This window comes from Clostridia bacterium, assembly GCA_017394805.1.
Classification (GTDB): Bacteria; Bacillota; Clostridia; order Christensenellales; family CAG-1252; genus RUG14300.
On record JAFPXC010000028.1, the window covers coordinates 1 to 21,497 of the forward strand.

General features: G+C 59.2%; 17 protein-coding genes. 1 reads left to right on the plus strand and 16 read right to left on the minus strand.

Annotated elements, in window-relative coordinates:
- Window positions 1–525 precede the first annotated feature (525 nt).
- The 16 genes from II896_07125 to II896_07200 form a co-directional block, all read right to left on the minus strand.
- Entirely contained in the window at window positions 526–2,070 is a 1,545-nt protein-coding gene (locus II896_07125) for an InlB B-repeat-containing protein (GenBank protein ID MBQ4444408.1), read from the minus strand.
- Between the two features lie 325 nt (window positions 2,071–2,395).
- Complete coding sequence (locus tag II896_07130) at window positions 2,396–3,031, minus strand: V-type ATP synthase subunit D (protein MBQ4444409.1); 636 nt, start codon at window positions 3,029–3,031, stop codon at window positions 2,396–2,398.
- A gap of 3 nt (window positions 3,032–3,034) precedes the next feature.
- Complete coding sequence (locus II896_07135; protein ID MBQ4444410.1) at window positions 3,035–4,414, minus strand: V-type ATP synthase subunit B; 1,380 nt, start codon at window positions 4,412–4,414, stop codon at window positions 3,035–3,037.
- Window positions 4,407–6,176, minus strand: coding sequence for a V-type ATP synthase subunit A (locus II896_07140; GenBank protein MBQ4444411.1), 1,770 nt, complete (start codon window positions 6,174–6,176; stop codon window positions 4,407–4,409). Before II896_07140 ends, II896_07135 begins: the two co-directional genes overlap by 8 nt.
- Window positions 6,177–6,503, minus strand: coding sequence for a hypothetical protein (locus tag II896_07145; GenBank protein MBQ4444412.1), 327 nt, complete (start codon window positions 6,501–6,503; stop codon window positions 6,177–6,179). It abuts the gene before it with no gap.
- The gene (locus tag II896_07150; protein MBQ4444413.1) at window positions 6,493–7,452 is read right to left on the minus strand and encodes a V-type ATPase subunit; all 960 of its coding nucleotides are present in this window, start codon (window positions 7,450–7,452) and stop codon (window positions 6,493–6,495) included. Before II896_07150 ends, II896_07145 begins: the two co-directional genes overlap by 11 nt.
- 7 nt (window positions 7,453–7,459) lie before the next feature.
- Window positions 7,460–8,038: a hypothetical protein gene (locus II896_07155; GenBank protein MBQ4444414.1), complete on the minus strand. Its 579-nt coding sequence runs from the start codon at window positions 8,036–8,038 to the stop codon at window positions 7,460–7,462.
- Window positions 8,038–8,487 (minus strand): permease, encoded by a 450-nt coding sequence (locus II896_07160; GenBank protein ID MBQ4444415.1) that lies wholly within the window; start codon window positions 8,485–8,487, stop codon window positions 8,038–8,040. Before II896_07160 ends, II896_07155 begins: the two co-directional genes overlap by 1 nt.
- Before the next feature lie 93 nt (window positions 8,488–8,580).
- Window positions 8,581–10,611 carry a hypothetical protein gene (locus II896_07165; protein MBQ4444416.1) on the minus strand — a complete coding sequence of 677 codons (2,031 nt, stop codon included), beginning with the start codon at window positions 10,609–10,611 and terminating at the stop codon, window positions 8,581–8,583.
- A complete protein-coding gene (locus II896_07170; GenBank protein MBQ4444417.1) occupies window positions 10,598–10,918 on the minus strand; it encodes a hypothetical protein in 321 nt (106 codons plus the stop codon). The genes II896_07165 and II896_07170 overlap by 14 nt, the downstream gene beginning before the upstream one ends.
- 201 nt (window positions 10,919–11,119) lie before the next feature.
- On the minus strand, window positions 11,120–11,800 hold the full coding sequence (locus II896_07175) for a TrkA family potassium uptake protein (GenBank protein ID MBQ4444418.1): 681 nt from the start codon (window positions 11,798–11,800) through the stop codon (window positions 11,120–11,122).
- Between the two features lie 9 nt (window positions 11,801–11,809).
- Window positions 11,810–13,156, minus strand: coding sequence for a H(+)-transporting ATPase (locus II896_07180; protein ID MBQ4444419.1), 1,347 nt, complete (start codon window positions 13,154–13,156; stop codon window positions 11,810–11,812).
- A gap of 219 nt (window positions 13,157–13,375) precedes the next feature.
- Entirely contained in the window at window positions 13,376–14,551 is a 1,176-nt protein-coding gene (locus tag II896_07185) for an aminoacetone oxidase family FAD-binding enzyme (GenBank protein MBQ4444420.1), read from the minus strand.
- Window positions 14,544–15,983 (minus strand): hypothetical protein, encoded by a 1,440-nt coding sequence (locus II896_07190; protein MBQ4444421.1) that lies wholly within the window; start codon window positions 15,981–15,983, stop codon window positions 14,544–14,546. Before II896_07190 ends, II896_07185 begins: the two co-directional genes overlap by 8 nt.
- 10 nt (window positions 15,984–15,993) lie before the next feature.
- Complete coding sequence (locus II896_07195; GenBank protein MBQ4444422.1) at window positions 15,994–17,799, minus strand: glycoside hydrolase family 2; 1,806 nt, start codon at window positions 17,797–17,799, stop codon at window positions 15,994–15,996.
- A 31-nt stretch (window positions 17,800–17,830) separates the two neighbouring features.
- Window positions 17,831–19,702 (minus strand): hypothetical protein, encoded by a 1,872-nt coding sequence (locus tag II896_07200; protein MBQ4444423.1) that lies wholly within the window; start codon window positions 19,700–19,702, stop codon window positions 17,831–17,833.
- A gap of 181 nt (window positions 19,703–19,883) precedes the next feature.
- Between II896_07200 and II896_07205 the strand changes: the two genes are divergently transcribed.
- On the plus strand, window positions 19,884–21,431 hold the full coding sequence (locus II896_07205; GenBank protein ID MBQ4444424.1) for an Ig-like domain-containing protein: 1,548 nt from the start codon (window positions 19,884–19,886) through the stop codon (window positions 21,429–21,431).
- Window positions 21,432–21,497 lie beyond the last annotated feature (66 nt).

The window sequence follows — 21,497 nt, forward strand, 5'->3', positions numbered from 1 at the left end:
GCGCGAGCGCGCAAGGCGCGGTGAAGTTTTCGCTACGCGAAAGTGGGATGCTTCGCAGTGAAGTTCAAGGCATAGCCTTGAGTGAAGTTCGCCTTCGGCGAGTTGTGGTAGAGATAGATAGAAAAATTACAACATCGTTTCGGTGGATTTGATGAATATTGTCAAAGACTTCGTGACCTTTATGGGGGACAGCCTGCAAGAATTGAGGAAATGGCTGTAAAGTGCGCCTAAGGTGCGCGAGCGCGCAAGGCGCGGTGAAGTTTTCGCTACGCGAAAGTGGGATGCTTCGCAGTGAATTTCAAGGCATAGCCTTGAGTGAAGTTCGCCTACGGCGAGTTGTGGTAGAGATAGATAGGAAAATTACAACTTCGTTGCGGAAAACAGCGGCCGAAATAAGTTCGGTCGCTGTTTTGATATGGATTGTGCCTCTATAAAGCAAGCAGGGCTATTGTCTTCGGAACAACGTACCTTACGCGTGCAATGGGCTACTCTATCGAGAAGCGGGTTGGGTTATTTCCTTTGGGTTCAGACGAGGCTGTAGGTGATGGTGAGGGCCACGAGGCGGTAGGCGTAGACGGAGTTGAAGCAGGTGTTAGCCTTGTCCGTCTCGAGGTGGTAGTTGTAGCCGAAGGTGAGGGAGCCGCCGAGGGCGGGAAGCGCGTAGGCAACGGTTTGGCATTGGGTGACTTTGCCGCCTAACTGGTAGGTCCGATTGCGCAAAGGATCGGTAAAGTAACTGCCCGAATAGCCGCCGCCTTTGGCCGTGGCCGTGACCGTGCCGACCGAAGAGCCGCCCACCAAGAAGGTGGCGCTATTGATTAAAGTGGCGTCGCCGGACGTCTGCGCCGAGACCTCGAAGGTGGCGGACACCGTGGCTTTGAGTCTGCCCGCCGCAATAAGTGAACGCAAAGCGTCGTCGTGGTCGTAGGTACAGGCGAACGCCGTGCCCGCGATATCCTTGTTGACGTTGGCAGACCAACGGGTGGAACGGGTGGCACCGTCCGCGCCCGCATACGACCAAGCGTCCGCAAGCACGGTGACCGTACTCGACGCCCAACGCGCGGTGAAGGTTTTGTCGCCCATGTCGGACGGCGTGATGGCCTCGACCAAGCGATTGCCCTCGTACCAACCGCAGAAGATATTGCCCGAAGCGGTGGGGGAAGGCAGGCTGAACGCGTCGCCCGCGTGGTAGGCGGTGGGAACGGCCGTGGCGCACTCTACCCCGCCGAAATCCCACGACAATGTGTAGTAGGCGTTGCCCCAGTTGGCGTACAAGACGAGGTCGGACGTAAGACCGTCCAGTACGCGACGGGTGGCGCCGCTATCGTCCGTCCAGCCGAAAAACTCGAAATGGGGCCTGACGGGGGTGGGCAATTCGATCACGTCCGAGGAAGTGCCCGTCTCGACGGGCGGGGTGGCAAAGGAGCCGCCGCCTAAGACGTAGGTCAACCGGTAGAGCCGCGCGTAACGGGCGTACAGGACGTCGTCTGCCTCTACGGTAAGGGCGGGCGTGGTAAACGCCGCGTCGCGGTACCAACCGAGGAAGCGGTAGCCGTCGCGGGAAACGGGCGCTAAGGCATCAGCCGAGGAAACGCTGCGCGTGACGACGTCGCCCTCCCCCAAGACGTAGGTGACGTTGAGGGCGCGCGTATAGCGGGCGTACAAGACCAGCACGGCGGAATCGGCGAAGGTGGCCTCGTCTGCGGTGACGTAGACGTAGGGCTCGCCCGCGCCCGAACGGGACGCGTACCAACCGTCGAAGACGTAGCCCTCCCGCGAAGCGGTGGGGCACAAAGCGCTCTTGCCCGCCGCAAGCTCCACACTCTCCTTGGACACCGTGCCGCCCTCCGCCGAGAAAAGTACGGTGTACGTGGTGTTGGACGTGGGTACGGGCGCGACCGTGCCGCCCGCGTCGCCCACGGACACCACGTAGTCGTAACTGTCCGCGCTGCCCTCGGGCTTGATGGAAATGGTATAGTTGCCGTTTTCGATTTCGCCACAGCCCGCGAGAACGGCGCAAAGCGCGACGAGAAGAACCGCCAATACGAAAATAATGCGTTTGGTTTTCATAAATATCCCCCTTATTTGGATTTCAACATATATATAGAGGGGAAATGGGGGAATGTAAACTGCTTCGCTGTGCGAAAGTGTAGTTTTCGCATAGCAAAGCCGCAGGTGAAATCCAAGGCAAAGCCCCGGGAGAAATCCGTGCAGTCGCTCGGGAGAAATCCGCGTTATAACGCGGGAGAAATCCGACGTTTGTCGGGATGCGGAAATTCGCCTGCGGCGAGTAAAAAAAAAGAGGTGCCTGTCGGCGTACCTCTACTTGGGGATATTGGGAGTGCGGCGCGACGCGCCCCTCAATATGACGGGAAAACTTCGGGCGAAGAACGATTTAGTCGTTGCGGTCGGAGATCATGGACTTGACCTTCATCAAGCGCGTGATGGCGGCGCGCTCGTTCTCGTCCAATTTGCCTTTGATATAGTGAATGGTCTCCTCTATCTGCGGGATCATCACGTACTCCAACGCGTTGACGCGGCGTTTGTTGCGCTCGATCTCGATGGCGAGCATGGCGGTGGTCTTCTCCACCTCGGCAAGCAAAAGCAAGCGGCGCACCAACTCGGCGATGCGCTTGACCGAATAGTCGGCCTCGCTGGTGACGTCGGCGAAGGAATAGGGGTAGGCTCCGCTATTCGTCTGCTCCTTGACCTCGATGTGGGGGACCTCTACGCTCATGACGTTTTGAATGCCGTACTCGGCCTCCACGCTTTGGGTGGGCATGGAAAAGGCCTTCTCCATCACGTCGGGGGGCATAAGCCCCGCGGCCAACGAAAACTCTTTGAGGCAATCGGCCAATTCCTTCTCCAACTCGTCGCGCAAGCGCTTGTTTTCACGAATGAGCAAAGAGAAGCGGCGAATCATCTCGTCCGACTTGTCTTTGAGCAATTTGTGACCGCGAACGGCGGTGGCAAGTCTTGCTTTGAGTTTTTTCAACTCCATACGAGTGGGGTTGACGTTGAGTCTGGCCATACGTTACTCCTTTTTGCCGTCCATGTACTTGGCGATGAACTCCTCTTTGATACGTTTGAGCTCGGTGCGGGGAAGAATGCGCAACAAGTCCCAACCCAAATCCAAGGTCTCTTGAATGGTGCGGTTGGTGGTGAAGCCCTGCGACACGTAGCGGCGCTCGAACTCCTCGGCGAACTTGGCGTACAACTTGTCCGTGGCGGTAAGCGCGGCGTCGCCCAAAATGGCGGACAACTCCTTGCACTCCTTGCCCTTGGCGTAGGCGGCGAACAACTGGTTCATCGTGTTGGAATGGTCCTCGCGGGTTTTGCCCGCGCCGATGCCCTTGTCTTTGAGACGGCTGAGGGAAGGCAACACGTCAATGGGCGGGGTGACGCCCTTTTTGTACAAGTCACGCGACAAGATGATCTGCCCCTCGGTGATGTAGCCCGTCAAGTCGGGAATGGGGTGCGTCTTGTCGTCCTCGGGCATGGTGAGAATGGGGATCTGGGTGATGGAACCCTCTTTGCCCTTGATGCGCCCCGCGCGCTCGTACATACAAGCGAGGTCGGTATAGAGATAGCCGGGGTAGCCGCGACGGCCGGGGACCTCTTTGCGGGCGGCGGAAACCTCACGCAACGCCTCGGCGTAGTTGGTGATGTCGGTGAGAATGACCAACACGTGCATACCCTTCTCGAACGCCAAGTATTCGGCGCAGGTAAGCGCCACCTTGGGGGTGGCGATACGCTCGATGGCGGGATCGTTGGCGAGGTTGGTGAACAACACGGTGCGCTCGATGGCGCCCGTCTTGCGGAAATCCGAAATGAAATAGTCGGCCTCTTCGTAGGTGATGCCGATGGCGGCAAAGACGACGGCGAATTTGCTGTCCGAATTGAGCACCTTGGCCTGACGGGCGATCTGCGCCGCCAACTCGGCGTGCGGCAAACCGCTCATGGAGAACACGGGCAACTTCTGCCCACGGACCAAGGTATTCAACCCGTCGATGGCCGAGACGCCCGTTTGAATGAACTCGTTGGGATAGTCGCGGCTGGCGGGGTTGATGGGCGAGCCGTTGACCGAAAGGCGCATCTCGGGAATGATGGCGGCGCCGCCGTCGCGGGGATTGCCCATGCCGTCGAAGACACGGCCGAGCATATCCTCGGAAACGTCCAAGGTTTGGCTGTGCCCCAAGAAGCGAGCGCGCGAAGTGGATATTTTGAGTCCCTGCGTATTCTCGAACAACTGCACGACGGCTTTGTCTCCGTGTACCTCGAGCACTTTGCCGCGGCGAACGGAGCCGTCCTCTTGCAAAATCTCGACCAATTCGTCGTATTTGACGCCGTCCACACCCTCGACGAGCATCAGAGGGCCGACGACTTCTTTGATGGTTTTATACTCTTTATACATTGACCTCTCCTCCTTCCGTAAGGGCTTTGAGTTGCTGTTTGAGCTCGGCCTCTATGTCGTCGAACTTGGCCAATTCGTCCTCGACGATATATTTGGCGCGGCCGATACGGGCCTTGGCGGGACAGTTGAGAATGTCGTCCAGATCCGCATAGGCGGCGACGGCCTCGTTGCCTAAGTCGTAGAAGAGGCGAATGAGGCGCAGCATACGGTATTGCTTGGTCATAGAGGTGAAGGTGTCCACCTCGTCGAAGGCGATCTGGTGCAGGTAGTCCTCGCGCACCATCTTAGCCGTCTCCATGGTCATACGGTCGCGGTAACTCAACGCGTCCATACCGACCAAGCGCACGATCTCGTCCAAGTTGGCTTCCTCTTGCAAGACGTTCATGATGAAGGCGCGGAGACTCATAAAGTCCTCGGCGACCTCTTTGGCGTACCACTCCTGCATACGGTCGGCGTACAAGCTGTAGCTGATAAGCCAATCGATGGCGGGGAAGTGACGGCGATAGGCAAGCTGGGCGCTGAGGCCCCAAAATACCTTGACGATGCGCAACGTGGCCTGCGAAACCGGCTCGGACAAGTCGCCGCCCGGAGGGGAAACCGCGCCGATGGCCGTGACGCTGCCGACGGCGTCCGCACTGCTCAGCACCTTGACGATGCCCGCGCGCTCGTAGAACTCAGCCAAACGCGAAGCAAGGTAGGCGGGATAGCCCTCGTCGCCGGGCATCTCTTCCAGACGACCGCTCATCTCACGCAAGGCCTCGGCCCAACGCGAGGTAGAGTCGGCCATAATGGCAACGCTGTAACCCATATCGCGGAAATACTCGGCGATGGTGATGCCCGTGTAGATGGACGCTTCGCGCGCCGCAACGGGCATATCCGACGTGTTGGCGATGAGCACCGTGCGCTGCATCAAAGGCTTGCCCGTCTTGGGGTCCTTGAGTTGGGGGAACTCGTTGAGAACGTCCGTCATCTCGTTGCCGCGTTCGCCGCAACCCACGTAGACGATGATCTGCGCGTCCGACCACTTGGCCAACTGGTGCTGGACGACCGTCTTGCCGCTGCCAAAGGGGCCGGGCACGGCCGCAACGCCGCCTTTGGCGATGGGGAACAGCGTGTCGATGACGCGTTGGCCGGTGACCATGGGCATGGCGGGCGTCATTTTCTCCTTGTAGGGGCGGGCCTTACGCACGGGCCAGCGTTGGAGCATGCAAATCTCGTGGGATTTGCCCTTGTCGTCCACGATGACAGCCACCTTTTGGTCGATGGTGAAGTCGCCCTCCTCGATGGCGTTGACCTTGCCCGATACGCCGAACGGCACCATGATCTTGTGCACGACAATGGGCGTCTCCTGCACCACGCCGATGACGTCGCCCGCCTCGACGGGGGCGCCTACCTGCACGGTGGGTACGAAGTGCCACACCTTGCCGTGGTCGAGATTTTTGACGTCCATGCCGCGGGTGATGCGGTCGCCGTATTTGGCAGCGATGACGTCCAAGGGACGCTGAATGCCGTCGAAGATGCTCTCGATAAGACCGGGCGCCAACTCCACGGACAAAGGCATACCGGTGGAAACCACCTTGTCGCCTACGCCCAAACCCGACGTCTCCTCGTAAACCTGAATGGAGGCGCGGTCGCCGCGCAACTCGATAATCTCGCCGATGAGCCCCAACTCGCCGACTTTGACGACGTCGTACATCTTGGCGTCGGTCATGTTCTCCGCCACGATAAGCGGACCGGATACTTTGATGATTTTTCCTTGCATTTATTTATCCTCTCTGTTGAATAGAACGTCTACCCCGAGGGCGCGCTCCATTTGCTCTTTCATTTTCTCTACGGCATAGCCATTGCTGCCCGCGTCGCCCGGAATGGGAACGACGACGGGATAGGCGTCCTGCAACATACGCTTGAGAAGGTCGTCCAAGTCCTTGGCGAACACGTCCGTAAGGAAGATGACCTTGTGGTCGCGGGCAACGCGACGCAACGTCTCGCGGGCAGCGGCGCTGTCCGTGACCGTGTAGGCGTCCACGCCGGCCGCTTTGAACGCCAAAACGCCCGTGCCCATACCGATGATCGCAATATCACTCGCCATAACTTACTCTTAACCTCGCTTTGATGGTATCTTTGTCGGCGCCCGCCAACTTGCCCGCCAAGACGACGCGCACGTTGAAGACGTCGTTGGTCTTGTAGCCGAAATACAGCAGGAAGGGCGCTAACCCCTCGACGCTGTACCGCTCGGGAAGAAGGGAACGCAGGAAGGCGCTGTCCACCGCGTTCTCGTAGGCGACCAAGGGACGGCCGCTCTGACGAGCGTCCAAGGCAAGCCGCACGACCTCGGAATAGTCGGTGCCGTAGAAACGGCGATCCAAAGCCGAACGGTCGCCCTTTTGCAAGAGAAGCAAACTGTCGAACGACACCTTGCCGCCCTCTATCCACATGGACTCCAACTCCTGCCTAGTTGCGCTACGCAAGGCGATGGAAATATTCTTGGCGTCTATCTGCCATTGGACGTAGCCCTTGACGCGGCGCGAACGGCACGTAGTCAATAGGTACGCGTACATAGCGCGCGTGAACAAGGTGCTGACCGCGACGCCCGTGGCCGCGCCTCTATCGAAGAGGGCCGAAGCCTCTTTGACGGCGGCCGCCAAGGAAGACGGCAACAAATTGTAGGCACCGTCTATGCCTTTTTGCAACCGATCGAGGGGGATAAGCCCATGAGCAAGTTGCACGTCGGGCAAACCGACGCGCTGACGGCGCAGGAGATACTCGGCGTTGAGATAGTCTCGGGGCGCCAAGCAAAAGGCCTTGACCTCATCGGTGGGCGCGTAGGTGGCGACGAACGAGGACAACGCGACCGTCTCGGAAAAGAGCAAGCGCTCGTAGTCCAAAGGGGCGACGTCGCTCTCGCCGAAACCGAACTCGCAGAGCATACGAAAAGCCTCCTCGAACGAGGCGGCGTCCAAAAGCCTGTTGATCTTCTCTTTGCCCAACAGGTACTTTTGGCGGGATATGCACATTGCGTTGACGAAGGTCTTGTCCACACTCATATCATTTACCGAATAGCCGCACGGCCAACTCCATCTCGTGGTCGGCAAACACGCCGTCCGCCAACGCCTCGAAACTGAGATCTTTGTCTACCTTTTGACCGCTGAGCATGAGACCGCTGCGAACCGCGGGATCGTAGTCCACCTTGAGCGCCTTTTTGCGGCAAACGTCCAACGCCTGCACGTCACCGAAGGTGACCGCGCAGTCGCGGGCGATGAAAACCTTGTCGCCCTCGGCGGCGTACTGCTCCAACATCAGGGTGATGAGCCGCAGGTAGTCCTCTTTGGCGAGACCGTACAGCCGCTCGACGAAACGGGCTTTGACCGCGTCGAGCAAGGCGCGTTTGGCGGCCAAAACCGCCTTTTTGCCATCCATGCCCGCGGCAACCTTGCGCCGAGCGATGAAATCGGCGGCGTCGGCGGCGTCGCGAGAAGCGCAGTCGTCCAGATAGGCCTGCAACTCGCGCTCGGCACGCGCGGTGTTTTCTTTGACCGCGGACTCCGCGCCCGACCGTATCTCGGCGACCTTTTGGGCGGCCTCCGCCTCGATGGCGTCTAATAATTGCTGTTTGCCCGATTCCATTACTTCAACATAATGCCCAAGACCAAGGCCAAAATCGCGTAGAACTCGATCATGGCGGGGAACAGGACGTATTTGCCGCTGCCCGCGCTGTTTTTGCCCACGGCGGCGATACACGCACCGGCCGCTTTGCCCTGCAAAGCGCCCGAAGCCAAACCGCTGAAGCCCATGGCCACGGTGGCGCCGAACAACGCCCAACCGCCCGTGACGCCTTCGGCGCCCGGGGCAAGCGCGTTGAGAGCGGAAATCTTCATAACCGCCAAGACGAAGCCGTAGATACCTTGCGTAGCAGGCAACAGGGACAAAAGAATGATTTTGGAGAACTTCTTGCCGTCCTCCGCCAACACGCCCGCCGAAGCGGCGCCCGTCTTGTACAAGCCGAACGCACTACCAACGCCGCACAAAATCATACACAGCGCGATACCGATTGCACCAATCGCTTTTCCTTCCATATTGTTTTCCTCCGATATTTATCCGCCGAAGCGGTATTTTACTTGACGATTTCCACAAGGGAAATTGTTTGCGGGCGGCGAGGCCGCACCGAATTATTGCTCCTTGCCGCCGGCAAAGTAGACGTGCTCGTGCGTACTGCCGATGGGGGTGAACAACTCGCCCTCCCCCTCGAAGAAACGCCCGAAGAACTCCACGTATTGAAGTCTGGAGTCGTGAATGTAGGCGCCCAAGAGGCTCATGGCAATGTTGAACAAGTTGCCGACCACAATGATGAGAACGCCGAAGATGACGCCCACGGGACCCTTGGAGAACAAGGTCTCTATGGCCAACGTCTTGGTGAAGATGGCGGCAATTTGCGCGCCCGACAACATAAGACCGTACAAACGCGCATACGAGAGAATGTCGGACATATAGTTGATGAGGCCGTAGGCGGCGCCACCTATCTTGGTGATCTTGCCGAAACCTTTGGCCGTAATGCCCGAAGTGAGAACGCCTACGCCGATGAAGCCCAGCGTGACGTACATAGCGATATTGTCGAAGGTGACGCGCTCGGAAGCCATAGCGAACACCCACACGACGAAGGACAGCATACCCAGCCCCCATACGACGCCGCCGAAGAGGCCGTCCAATATCTCGTGACGACGGAAGTGCTGTACCGCTTTGAGAAACAAGCCCGCCGCAATCTGCACCACGCCCAAGCCCAAACACCACAGCAAAATGGAGGGCACAGAAATGCCCATAATGGTGGTGGGCGCACCGATGGCGTCCAGATATTTGGCGTAAAACTCGGCGTAGGTGCCGTCGAACGCGCCGATATGGAACGGTTTGGCGCCCGCGACCGTGCGCAGAAGGTCGAAACCGAACCAACTGTCGAAGAGTACGCCGAAACAAATGGCGAAAATGCCGCCCAAGGCAAACACCTTGGCCATGCGATACAAGCCCGTGCCGGGGCGACGCTTGGACGCGACAACCAAACCGCCTATAAGCATTAACAAGCCGTAGACGGCGTCCGCCATGATGACGCCCATAAAAAGGGAGAAGAAGAAACTCATGACGGGATTGGGATCCAACGCGCCGTAGGCGGGCGCGGAATACATATTGGTGACGGCCTCGAAGTTGGAGACCACCTTGTTGTTTTTCATCAAAGTGGGGGCGTACTCGTTGCGCGGAATGGGCGAAGCCTCCACGAAAACGGCGGACGTGGCGGCCTGGGCGGCCTCGGCCACGCGCTCTACGGCCTCGGTGGGGACGTAGGCCTCCATGACGAAGGTGGACGTGGTGGCGAGCATACCCTCGCTGGCCGTCTCCTTCTCGGAAACGAAGGTGAGATAGTCCGCGTACAGCCTGAGAAGGCGCACGTCGTCCATATAGGAACAGGCCTCTTCCGCCAAGGCGGAAAGCGCGCGTTGCGCCTCGTCGGCGGCCTCGTCGAGAGAGGCAACTTTGGCCTCGGCGGTGCACTCGTCCCGATAGGGGGCGCGCACGAAACCGACGGCGGAAAGAAGCGCGTCAACCTCTGCTCTGTAGGTATGGAAAAAGACCAACCCGACGACGACGCCCGTGGACGCCGAACCGAATTGGTGGGTAACGAGGGTGGGAATTGCGGACAAATCCGCCAAAGCGGCGGCGACTTTGTCCGAGGGAAGAAGGCCTAAATAGACGCAGGTCTTGGCCGTGTCGACGAAGGCGGAAAAGGGACTGCCGACCGAGAGGTACGGCTCGTAATTCTTGCGCTCCTGCTGAATGCGGGAAATATCCGCGCGGAGAGAGGTCTGCCGCTCGGCAAGCGACTCGGCGCGGGCAAGCGCACAATCTATCTCTTCCTTGCGGTCGGCTACCGCGTAAAACTCGTCCAAGGTGACGCCGAAGCCGTCCTTGGGAAGCCCCGCGCGCATCTCCTTGGGCGCCTCGTAGATGAGGGACAAGAGAAAATCGAGGTCGCGCGAAACGCGGTCGGCCGTGCGCGCCGTGTCCGTAGCGGGAAGGGAAAGGAAAGGAACGTCCTCGCGCTCGGCGCACGCAAAGACCTGCGCCGCACCCGTGCGCTGTAGGGCGTTGAGCAAGCGATCCCGCTCGGCTGTGAGACCTAAGAAGGTCACGTGGGACATCTCAGCAACCGCCATCGAACACTATCTCCGTAAGATAATCGACCAATCCGTCGACCTTGGCCATGCCTTCCGTGCGAATGCGCTCGCACTCCGCGGCGTACTCCGCGGCGATATGCTCGGCCTGACGGGTGGCGTGCACCTCGGCCTCGGACAAGGCGTAGGCTCTGCGGGAACGGGCGCGCTCTTTGCCGTCCGCCCACATGGCTTCGATTTGGCGTTGGTTGTCGCGTAAGGCCTGTGCGGCCGCTTCCTCGGCGCGGGCGACGGACGCTTCCGCCTGCCCTTCGGCCTGTCGTACGCTCTCTAAAATATCATCCAGCATATTTCTCTCCTCTACGTATGCGCGGGCATACAGAGTTTTATATCATTATACGATACGTTGACTGCGCTTGTCAATAGCGAGTTTTCGCCGCGGCGAAAGGAAGTGACGTTGGGCCTCTACTTAGGGGATTCCTCGATAAACTCGGAATGACGTATCAGCCTACTCTACTTAGGGGATTCCTCGATAAACTCGGAATGACGGTTACTTGTCGTCGCTGTCGAACTTGTCCAATAACTCCAAATTGTCCAACTTGCCGACGAGATACAGAATGTCGCCCTCGGCGAAACAGTAGGTCGGCTCAACGTTGTCCAAAACGCCCGCCTGCGTCTCGATGGCGATGATGTTGAGGTGGAAGGTGTTGCGTAAATCCACCTCTTTGACCGACTTGCCCACGAGCCCCGCGGGCACTTTGAGCTTGCTCATGTTGATTTGCTCGGACAAGGAGACCACGTCCATCAAGTGAGAGTTGCCGAGTTTGGTGGCCAAACGCACCGCCATATCGTGCTCGGGGAAAACGACCTCGGCACCCAACTTCTGCAAAATCTTGCCGTGCATCACGTTGGCCGCCTTGCTGACGACCTTGGGCACGCCCATATTGATGAGGAGCAGCGTGGCCAAAATGGAACTGTCCACGTGCTCGGTGAGGGTGACGACCACGACGTCGCAATTTTGAATGCCCGTCTCGAGGAGACTGCGTTCGTCGATATTGTCCAAAATAAGGGCGTCGGGCGTAAGATCGCGCGCTTCGGTGACCGCGTCGGCGTCGGTGTCCAACAACAGCAGATCCGCACCCGTCTTGGAAAGCTCGGCGGCTAATTCCAACCCGAAACGCTCAAGTCCTATGACGCCGTAGGCGAATCGGCCTCTTCTCTTCTTAAACATAGTTGCCTCCTACCCGATGGTGATATTGCCGTCGGGATAATGCGTGCGTTTGCCCGCAGAATGATACCACATGGTGAGTACTGTCAAGGGGCTGACACGGCCTATGTACATAAGCAAACAGAACCACAATCTCGTGGCCGTGCCGTACTGGGTGGTGATGCCCGTGCTCATGCCCGCAGTGCTAAAAGCACTGATATTCTCGAAAATGACGTCGCGAATGGAGAGTTGCGGCTCCAACCAAGACACCAAAAAGACGCCGAACAAACACAAGGCAAGGGAAAGCGTGGTGACCACGTTGGCCTTGTGATAGGCCTCGCGCGGAATGGTGTAGTGGAAGGCGTGCCCCTCGCGGTTGATGGCGACCGTCTTGAGCTCTTGCAGCAAGACGAACAAGGTGGTGGTGCGAATGCCGCCCGTGGTACTGCCGGGGGCGCAACCGATGAACATCCATACGCCGATGACGATGAGCGCGCCGTTGGAGAACTGCGAAAGGTCGTAGGTGGTGAAGCCAGCCATACGCGCGGCCTCGGCCTGGAAGAAGGCACCGAGCCAGGTGATGCGGTCGTACTGCGTGAGTTTGACGAGCAAGGTGCCGATGACGGCCAAGGAAAAGCCCATCAAAAGAACGACCTTGGTGTGCAAGGTGAGGCGGCGCCAGCGGAAGCGGTTGTCGATGAGGTCGCGGACGACCAAGAAGCCCAAGCCGCCGCTCATCATAATGCCGACCGTGACCAAATTGAACCATACGTTGTGCCTAAACTCGAAAATGCTCTGCCCGCCGAAGATATCCATGCCCGCGTTGTTGAACGCGGCGATGGTGTGGAACACGCTGAGCTCGATGGCGCGAAGAGCGGGATAGTACTGCATGAGAATGAGGAAAGATAAAAGCGTACCAACCGTCTCGAAAACCAACGTGGCGGTAAGTACGCTGACCACGAAGCGGGCGATGGAACGCCCCGAATTGAGGTTCATGCTCTCGGCGAGCAGAAGTCGCTCCTTGAGGTTGATGCGGCGGCGCATCATAAGCACCAAGCCGGCGCCCCAGGCCGTGACGCCCAATCCGCCTATCTCCATGAGAATGGCCAACACCGTGCGGCCGAACGGAGAGAACGTGCGCATGGGATTGACGACGCCCAAACCCGTGGTGGTGGAAGCGCTGGTGGCCATGTAGAGAGCGTCCATATAGGTGATATTGACGCCGTCGTAGGTGGCAGAGGGTAAACAAAGCATGGCCGCACCGAAGAAAATGAGCAAAATAAAACTGATCGCAACCAACCGCTGAGGGGGTTGCTTGCGAACGAAAGCGGCAATAACGTTGATGAATCTGCGATGGATACGCTGGTGCTCTTTCTTCATAAAACCTACTTATTATGACACAAAAACGAGCGACTGTCAAGTATTCTTAACTATGTATATGCGCGGTATCTGCGTGCGCGCGTGAAAGAAAAACTTGTCAAATAGTCACAGTTGTATCTCCTCGAGGTGCGCGGTATATGCGTGCGCGTGTGAAAGAAAAACGGCGCGAAACGCGCCGAGGAGAAACCGAGAAAAAACGAGAGAAAGGCAAGACGGCAGTCAACGCGCCGCGTGACAGCCCGCGATAAGCCCCGAAAGCCACGCCCAATGGAGATTGTAGCCCCCGCAAAGCCCCGTGACGTCCACGACCTCGCCCGTAAAGTACAACCCGCGATGGGAAATCGACTGCAAGGACTCGTCCAGCGCAGAAAGCAACACGCCGCCACGGGCGACCTGCGCGTTGTCGAACCCCGTAGACTCGACGACCGTGAAGCGCCAGCCTTTGAGCACTGAAGAAAGTCGCTCGACCATAGCGCGCGTGACGGACGAAACGGGCAAATCCAAGGGAGAGAGGCCCGCCTCTTTGAGAAGGGCGTACGAGAGCGGCTTGTCGAACAAACCGACGAGGAAGGTCTCGGCGGTGGGATAGACGCCCGAGCGAAGACGGGCAAACAAAAGAGAGCGAACCTCGGAAAGGGAAAGGCGGGGCAATAGGTCGATGGAAACCTCGGCGCCCGCAGAGGCGAACGCGGACAACTGCATGACGGCAACGCCGCTGAGACCGTAGTCGGTGAACAGCACCTCGCCGTCCTCTACTCTGTCCCGCAAGGTAAGACGGCAGAACTGCCGACACCCTTTGAGAGAAGCGTAGCGGGGCCGTGTGCGCAAGGACACCAACGAAGGTACGAACGGCGCGAAAGGCACGTCGAGAGCGGCCGCCAAACGAAGCCCCGCGTCGGTAGCGCCCAACGAAGGCGAAGCCGAACTGCCGAGCGCGACCACGACGGCGTCGCCGAAATAGTCGCCGACGGACGTATGAACACGCCACGAATCACCGCGGGAAAGGGAAACGACCTCGGCCGAAACCGTGCGAACGCCGAGCGAAGCCGCCCGCAAAACGAGGCTGTCGGCCACCGATCGGGCTTGGTTGCTCCACGGGTAGAGCCGCCCCGCCTCGTCGGCGCGGGTGAGCACGCCCAAATCTTGCCAAAACTCGGTAACGAGGGCGCTTTGGCTGAGAAAACCCGCCAACGTATCGGGGTTTTTGGTGCAATAGCAAGAAACGTCCACGACTCGATTGGACAAATTGCAACGTCCGTTGCCGCTGGCGAGAACCTTGCGCAAAGGCTTGCCGCCTCGCTCTATGAGAATGACCTCGGCCCCCGCAGAGCCTGCCGCCACGGCCGCCGTGTAACCCGACGCGCCGCCGCCTAATATCACTACCCGTTTAGTCATCGTCCCGTCCTCCGTCTGTCGTCGTATCGCCCACATCGTCCGTATCGTCCGTATGTCCGTCGTCATCCGCCGTAGAAGATTCGGCGGGAAGAGAAGCGTCCGTAGAACACTCGCCGTCCTCGCCTGCGGGCGCGGCATCTTCTGCCATCGACGTATCGGCAGGGGGCGAACCCTCGTCCGCAGACGGCAAAGCGGCGTCGGGAGAATCGGGCGAAGAGGCCGAAGACAAGCGCTCCAACTCGGCGAGCATCTTGTCGGCGCCGCCCGCATCGCGCCCGCCCGTGCCGCGCGCAAAGCGCAGGACGAAATAGGCGATAAACAACGCGCCCGAAATGCACGCGAATACGATGATGAGAATGGTAAAAACGCTCTTTTTCGCTTTGGGCTTCTCGATAGTCTCCGGCTCGAGAAGGGAGAGGTAGCCGTCCAAAGCCGCCTGCACCTCTTCCACTGACTCCGCCTCGGCTAAATCGTGCTCGAGAAGGTCGGGGAAGGATAGATACAAGGCGTAGTCGGTGCCCGTAAGACTTTGCACGTAGGCGCTACCCTCGATGGCGGCGCGCAAGGTCTCGACGGCGCGGCGCTTGGCCTCGGTGAGCGTTCGCTCGGCGGCGGGCACGACGGGCGCGACCGACGAAGCGGCCGCGTCGTAATCCGCCCAACAGGCTTCCATATCCGAAGAAGCCGCGTACAATCCCAACGACAAAGTGGCCGACAAACACGAAGAAAACGCCGCGTTGACGGCGGTGGCGTCGGATAGATGCGTCGAGGTGAAGGCTTGGAAATCGTCCGCGCCGTCGGACACCCGATTGGCGGAAAACACGGGCGCGGCAAGGGCGGGCATATTCTCCCCCGCTCGGTAGGCGTTGACCTTGGCGACGACGAAGGCTATCTTTTGATTGACGGTCTCCTCTACCCGCAAAGTCCACGCATCGTACACTTCGTCGTACACGGGAAACGTGCGAATGGTATCGAAAAAGTGGGTACGTATGCCCGTCATATCGTCCAACGTGGCGGCAAGCTCCACGTCGGCCTTGGCCTCGGAATAGGCGTCCAAAACGGCCGACCACTCCCGCTCGGCGTAGCGGCGAACGTCCGTGGAAGAAAAGGAAATCGTGCGGTTGGTATGACTGAGACGGCTCTTGATCTCGGCCAAAGTGCAATCGCGGTGGTAGTAGCGGCGATAGAGGGGTACCTTGTCCAGATCCTCTTGCGAATACGCGGCGACCACCTCGGGATAGTCGAGCAAGGACTCGGCCTCCTCGAGCAAGGTGAGCACCTGCCCCGACGCGAAATTGTCGTACTCGGATAGGGCCGTGAGGATCTCACCAAGCCGCGCGGGATCGACCTCGGCGGACGAAAAGAGTGCGCACGGCGAAAACGCCGTGAGCACCAAAACGAGCACGAGGGAAAGGACGAAGATACGTTTCATCAAAGTTGGATCAAAGTTTGATTTGGTCGTTTATCTCCCGCATGAAGTCCACGGGGATCTTGACGACTTGACGATCGTAGGTGAGCATACCGTTGACCTCGTCCTGCACGTCCGAGACCTGCGTATAGACCAACGCGGACAAGCCCGTGGCGATTTGGGGTTTGAGCGTCCGGAGATACAGTTTTTTGATGGCGGCAAGCAATTTGTCCTTTTTGCGGAAAGCGCGGTAGCCGGGCATATTGACGCCGAACACCGTGGACTCGTTGTGAATGTGGCCGGGCTCTTGATAGATGAGGCCGCCGAACTCGGTGAGCGCCACCACGCGGTCGTCCTGCTTGTCGTACTTGACGAAGCGAATGGGGGTGAAATAGATGTGGAAACTGTTGACGTCACCGCCGCCCTGGTCGTGCCAGCCGCTGGCGTGGTCGATGAGACGGGTGTCGTCCCACCCGCGAATCATATCCACCGCTTTCTTGGCGTCGAACTGCCCCCAGCCCTCGTTGTAGGGAACCCAAAGGCAAATGGACACCGAATTGTAGAGAAGAGAAATCATATCCTCTAAGTCGCGGTAGAACTCGTCGCGCCCGTCCGCGTCGTGGCGGTCGAAACGGCGGTAGTTCTTCTCGCCGTCGTCCATGTGGCCTATCTTCTTGTTGTTGAACAAAAGACCGAGGAAGGGTCCGAAGCCGATGGTGTAGCCGTTGTACACGCCCGCGCCGCCCGAAACGGCGTCCTGCCATACGAGCATACCCAGCCTGTCGCAATGGTAGTACCAGCGCAAAGGCTCCACCTTGATGTGCTTGCGGAGCATATTGAAGCCCATATCTTTCATCGTTTGAATGTCATAGACGAGCGCTTCGTCCGAAGGCGCCGTGTACATACCGTCCGACCAATAGCCTTGGTCGAGCAAGCCGTTCTGGAAATAGGGTTTGTTGTTGAGCATCATGCGGGAGACGCCCATCGAATCCTTGCCGACGGAGAACTTGCGCATACCGAAGTAGCACTTAACCGTATCCGCGCCCATGGTGAGATAGAGATCGTACAACTTGGGATTCTCAGGCGTCCACAACTCGTAGGCATCCAACTCCACGGTGAAGGAAAGACCGCCCCGCCCCGAAGCGAGCACTTTGTCGCCATCTTGCACCCGCCACTCGACGGAGGGCGCGTCAACACCGTCGCCCGCAGGGGCAACGACTACCCGCAACGCGTTGCGGTCGATGTCGGGAGTGAGGCGCACGGAACGGACGTAGGAAGCGGGCACGCTCTCCAACCATACGGTCTGCCAAATGCCCGACGTGGGCAAATACCATATACCCGAGCCGCCCGTGAGTTGCTTGCCGCGCGCTTGATGCCCTTTTTCGGAAGGGTCGGTGACGGACAAGGTAAGCTCGTTGTCACCCTCGACCAAGCACTTGGTAACGTCGAAAGCAAAGGGCAGGTAGCCGCCTCGGTGGCACCCGACCTCCAGCCCGTTGACCGCGACCGTGCACGCGTAGTCCACCGCGCCGAAGTGCAGCAATACGCGCCCTACGTTGAAACCCTCGGGAAGGCGGAAGGACCGACGATAATACAAAGTGTCCGCAGGGCCGACCGTCTTTTCGACGCCGGACAGCAAGCACTCGGGCGAGAAGGGCACGAGAATGCTGCCCTGATAGCCTGTGAACGGCTGCTGCGTGGGCAAGATGGCGTAGTCCCATTGACCGTTGAGGTTGAGATAGGACTCGCGTACCATCTGCGGACGAGGGTACTCGGGAAGGACGTTGGTTTTGTCAAGTGTCTGCCCCCAAGGGGTGTAAAGTTTGTTGTCGGGTTTCATAATGCTCTCCTTATTCGTTTCGCGCTATTATTTAGAGGGATAGCGCCACCTCTACGTGCTGACCGCACAAGGCCGAATCGTCGTAGTAGATCCGACCGAAAATGTCTTGTATGCGAAGGTGCCCCCGCTCCCAATCGAATCGAAGAACGGACGCGCCGATATGAACGCCGCGGACGGAAAACCTATCCCACGTCCCCGGCAAATGAAGACAAACGGCTATGCGCTCGAAAGACAAGATCTCCAGTCCCAAAAGCCCGTAGACGCACGCGCCCACGTAGCGCCACGACAAGGAGGCGGCCGAATAGCCGCACTCGGCGGGATAGGGCGAGAAAGCGCCCAACGCGACGTCGGACGAAAGCTGCCGCAGCATCTCGTGCGCCGCGTCCGCGTAGCCTACCCGCGCAAGCGCGAGCGCGACGTCGAACCAATCCGAAAGGGGACGCGACTGCTTGCGGGGCGCGTCCGCCTCGTGAAGCCAACTGACGATGAGGGCGCGACCGATCTCCTCTGCCCGTCCGTCTACGCCGCAGGCCAAGGGCATCCAAAGAAGGGACGCACGCTTGAAAAGCGCCTTGGGCGAGGATAAGTACGCCTCGTCTATGCGACGGGACAACGCCGAAGCGGCCTCCTGCCAAGCGGCGGCACGATGGGACACGCCCAACGCGAAAGCCAAACGCGAAGCCTCGGTGAGCAACGCGTAAAACACGCATTCGCACCCAAGATCCGCCCGCCCGCCGAGGGTATATAGCCCGCCCTTGGCGGTGCGAAGGAACCGCTCGACGAAGCGCTCGACGAAGCCGAAGTGCGCCGCCGCAACCGAAGAACCCGTCAAAAGGGAATAGCGCGCCACGGCCAAGGCAAACGAGGCGCAGGTAAGACCGTCCGCCCTCTCCGAAGAAGAAACGTCCAACCGAACGGGAAGAACGCCGTCCGTCTCCAACCGCTCGCAGGCGGCGGACAAAAAATCCTTCGCCGCCAAAGACGCGCGGTGCAAGCCGCATAGCGCCATAAGAGGCAACGCGAACGAGCCTCGGTCCGTCCAGCAGCCGAAGTCGTAGGGAAGCACGCCCGAAGGCGCGTCGGCAAGGCGCTCGGCGGCACACAGCAAGGCGTGCGAAAAAGCGCGGTTGAGAAGTGGCTCGGGCGTGGACAGCACGAGCCCCGAAGAAAAACACTCGGCGACCGACTCCATCCGCTTCTTCCACTCCAAGCGGCAATCCACCATAAGATCCTCGGCGCGTGGCTTGGACCAATAGACGACGTGAAACACGACCTCGCCGTCTACGGGAACGAGGCGGGTATCCTCCTCGATAAGGTCGGTGAGCATACGCCCCATCTCGTCCGCCAAGGTGACGCCGCTGACCACGGGAAAATCGTGCCCTTTGCGCGTGACGACCGAAAGATGCGGGAGAGTCAGGCGCACGCGGCGCGGATTGACGCCCAAGTTGAGGACGGCGACGCGCTCGACGAGCCCCGTCGACAGTACGGCGGGATAGAAGGTGCGCTCTATGCGGAAGCCTGCGGCTTCGGTAACGACGCGAAGTGCGCCCAACGTCTCCACGAAGGAAAGGCGTTCGGTAAGGGGCGACTCGTCCGCCAAAAGCGAGGGGGATAGGTCGTAGTCGAACGTGAAACCCGTGGACGTGAGGAAGGGGAAGCATCCATGTTTGAAACATTGGAACCCGCCATCCTCGGATAGGCGATAGGACAAACGAAAGCGCGAGCGGCGGCCGCATACCCAAAAACGCTGCGAAAAGGGCAACGACGTGCCCTCGGGCATAAGACGCACGGCGCCGTCGGGCATGAGAAACCGATTGATTTCGTCCGAAGAACGCGGGCAAACCGCCCTATGCGGCGCTCGCTCGGCGCGGGGTATTCGATTGCGAAGGGTGTTACGTGCCATACTGCTCCTGATGCCGCTTTTTAATAGTATACCATACTTTTTTTGCTTTGTATAGAGGGGAAACGAAAGGTTTTGCGCGTTTTTGTCGCCTTTTTAATAAAAAATTTCCCATGCAAGGGGCGGGCGAGGGTATGAAGACGAAGGGAAACGACCATACTCCAAGGGAAAAAGGAGGATGAGAATGAGAAAATTTTGGTACGCTTTGGTGGCGGCGGCGTTGATCGGCGTTTTGGTGTGCGGGCTCGGCGCGTGCAAAAAGAAAGAGGAAGAACAGAAAAAAGAAGACGTGATCGACCAACCCGTGAAAGCAGAAGGAATCGAATTGAATTGGCAGGAAGTGCTGTTGGTGAAGGGCACGTCCGTGACCTTGGCGCATACGGTAAGCCCCGAGGGGGCGACGGGTACGGCGACGTACACCAGCTCGGATACGGCGGTGGCGACCGTGAGCGCACAAGGCGTGGTGTCGGGGTTGAAGGCGGGCGTGACGACCGTGACCGCCAAGATAGACGATAGCCACTATGCGGAATGCAGGGTGATAGTGGGCGACGTCATCGTGAAAGCGAGCGAAGCGCAAACCCCGAGCGAACAAGGCGAAACGGGTGCCGAGGGCGGGCAAAACGCCGAGAACGGCAACGCGCAATCGAGTGAAGGCACGCAAAACGGCGAAACAAACAGCGAAACCGGCGGCACGAATACGGGCGGTGAAACCGGCACGGACACGGGCGGAAGCGATAACCCGCTCGGCGGAGGTGAAACCGGCACGGACACGGGCGACGGCGGCAGCAATAGCGGAGAGGCGGACGGCACGGATACGGGCGATGGGCAAGGCACAGGCGGAGATACGACGTCCCAAGACGGTGCAACGAACCCCACGAACGGCGGGGAAACCGATGGTCAAACAACCGAGAACGGCACGCAAAACGGGGGTACGTCCGAGGGTAACGGCGACCAAACCTCGACGAACGGTCAATCGGGAACGAGCGCGGGAAGCAATGGAACGGAGTCGAACGGCGAGACCGAAAGTATGCCCGTAAGGCGCACCGTGTCGGGCGGCGTAAAGGGCGAAACCCTATTCGAAAGCGTGCAAGCGGCCGTGGGTAAGGCCAAGGCGAACGACGTGGTCGTGGTGGATAAAGGCGACTATAAAGAAGCGGTGACCATCGGAAAAAGTCTGACCGTCATGGGCGTGGGCAATCCCAAAGTGCAAAAAGTGACCGTGGAAACGGGCAACCTCGTGAAACTGCAGAATATAAGCGTCGTAACGGACGAATACCCCTCGGCGGGCGAAGCGGCGGTGCTCGTGAAGACGTCGGCGGGCGTGGAGATACGAAACTGCGTGATAACGTCCAAAGCGACGGGCGAATTGGAAGGCGGCTACGGCGTGCTGGTGGAAAAACAGGCGCGAGGCGTGACGATGGTGGGGAACAGCATCGGGAACTTCCGCTACGGCGTGTACGTGTGTCCCACCGATCAGTCGGTCACCATTACGGATAACCGCTTGTCGAATATGGCGGTGGGTATCGGCTTGGACGTGCGACAGGAAAACGCGGAGACCAACTACCCTACCCTGGGTAAGATCGCGGATAACGAATACAACGAAGTGACCAAGCACACGCAATTCTTGCACTACGGCGAGAACTACGAGGGCGACTTCGACTTCGGCGACAACGAGGAAGAAAACGCATCCCAAGGCAACTCGAACACGGGGGGCGGCGGATTGATGGAATAGCAATAGAGAAACGGGGGGCGCCGAAAAGGGGCGCCCCTTTTGGGAAGACGACGGCACGGCGATTTG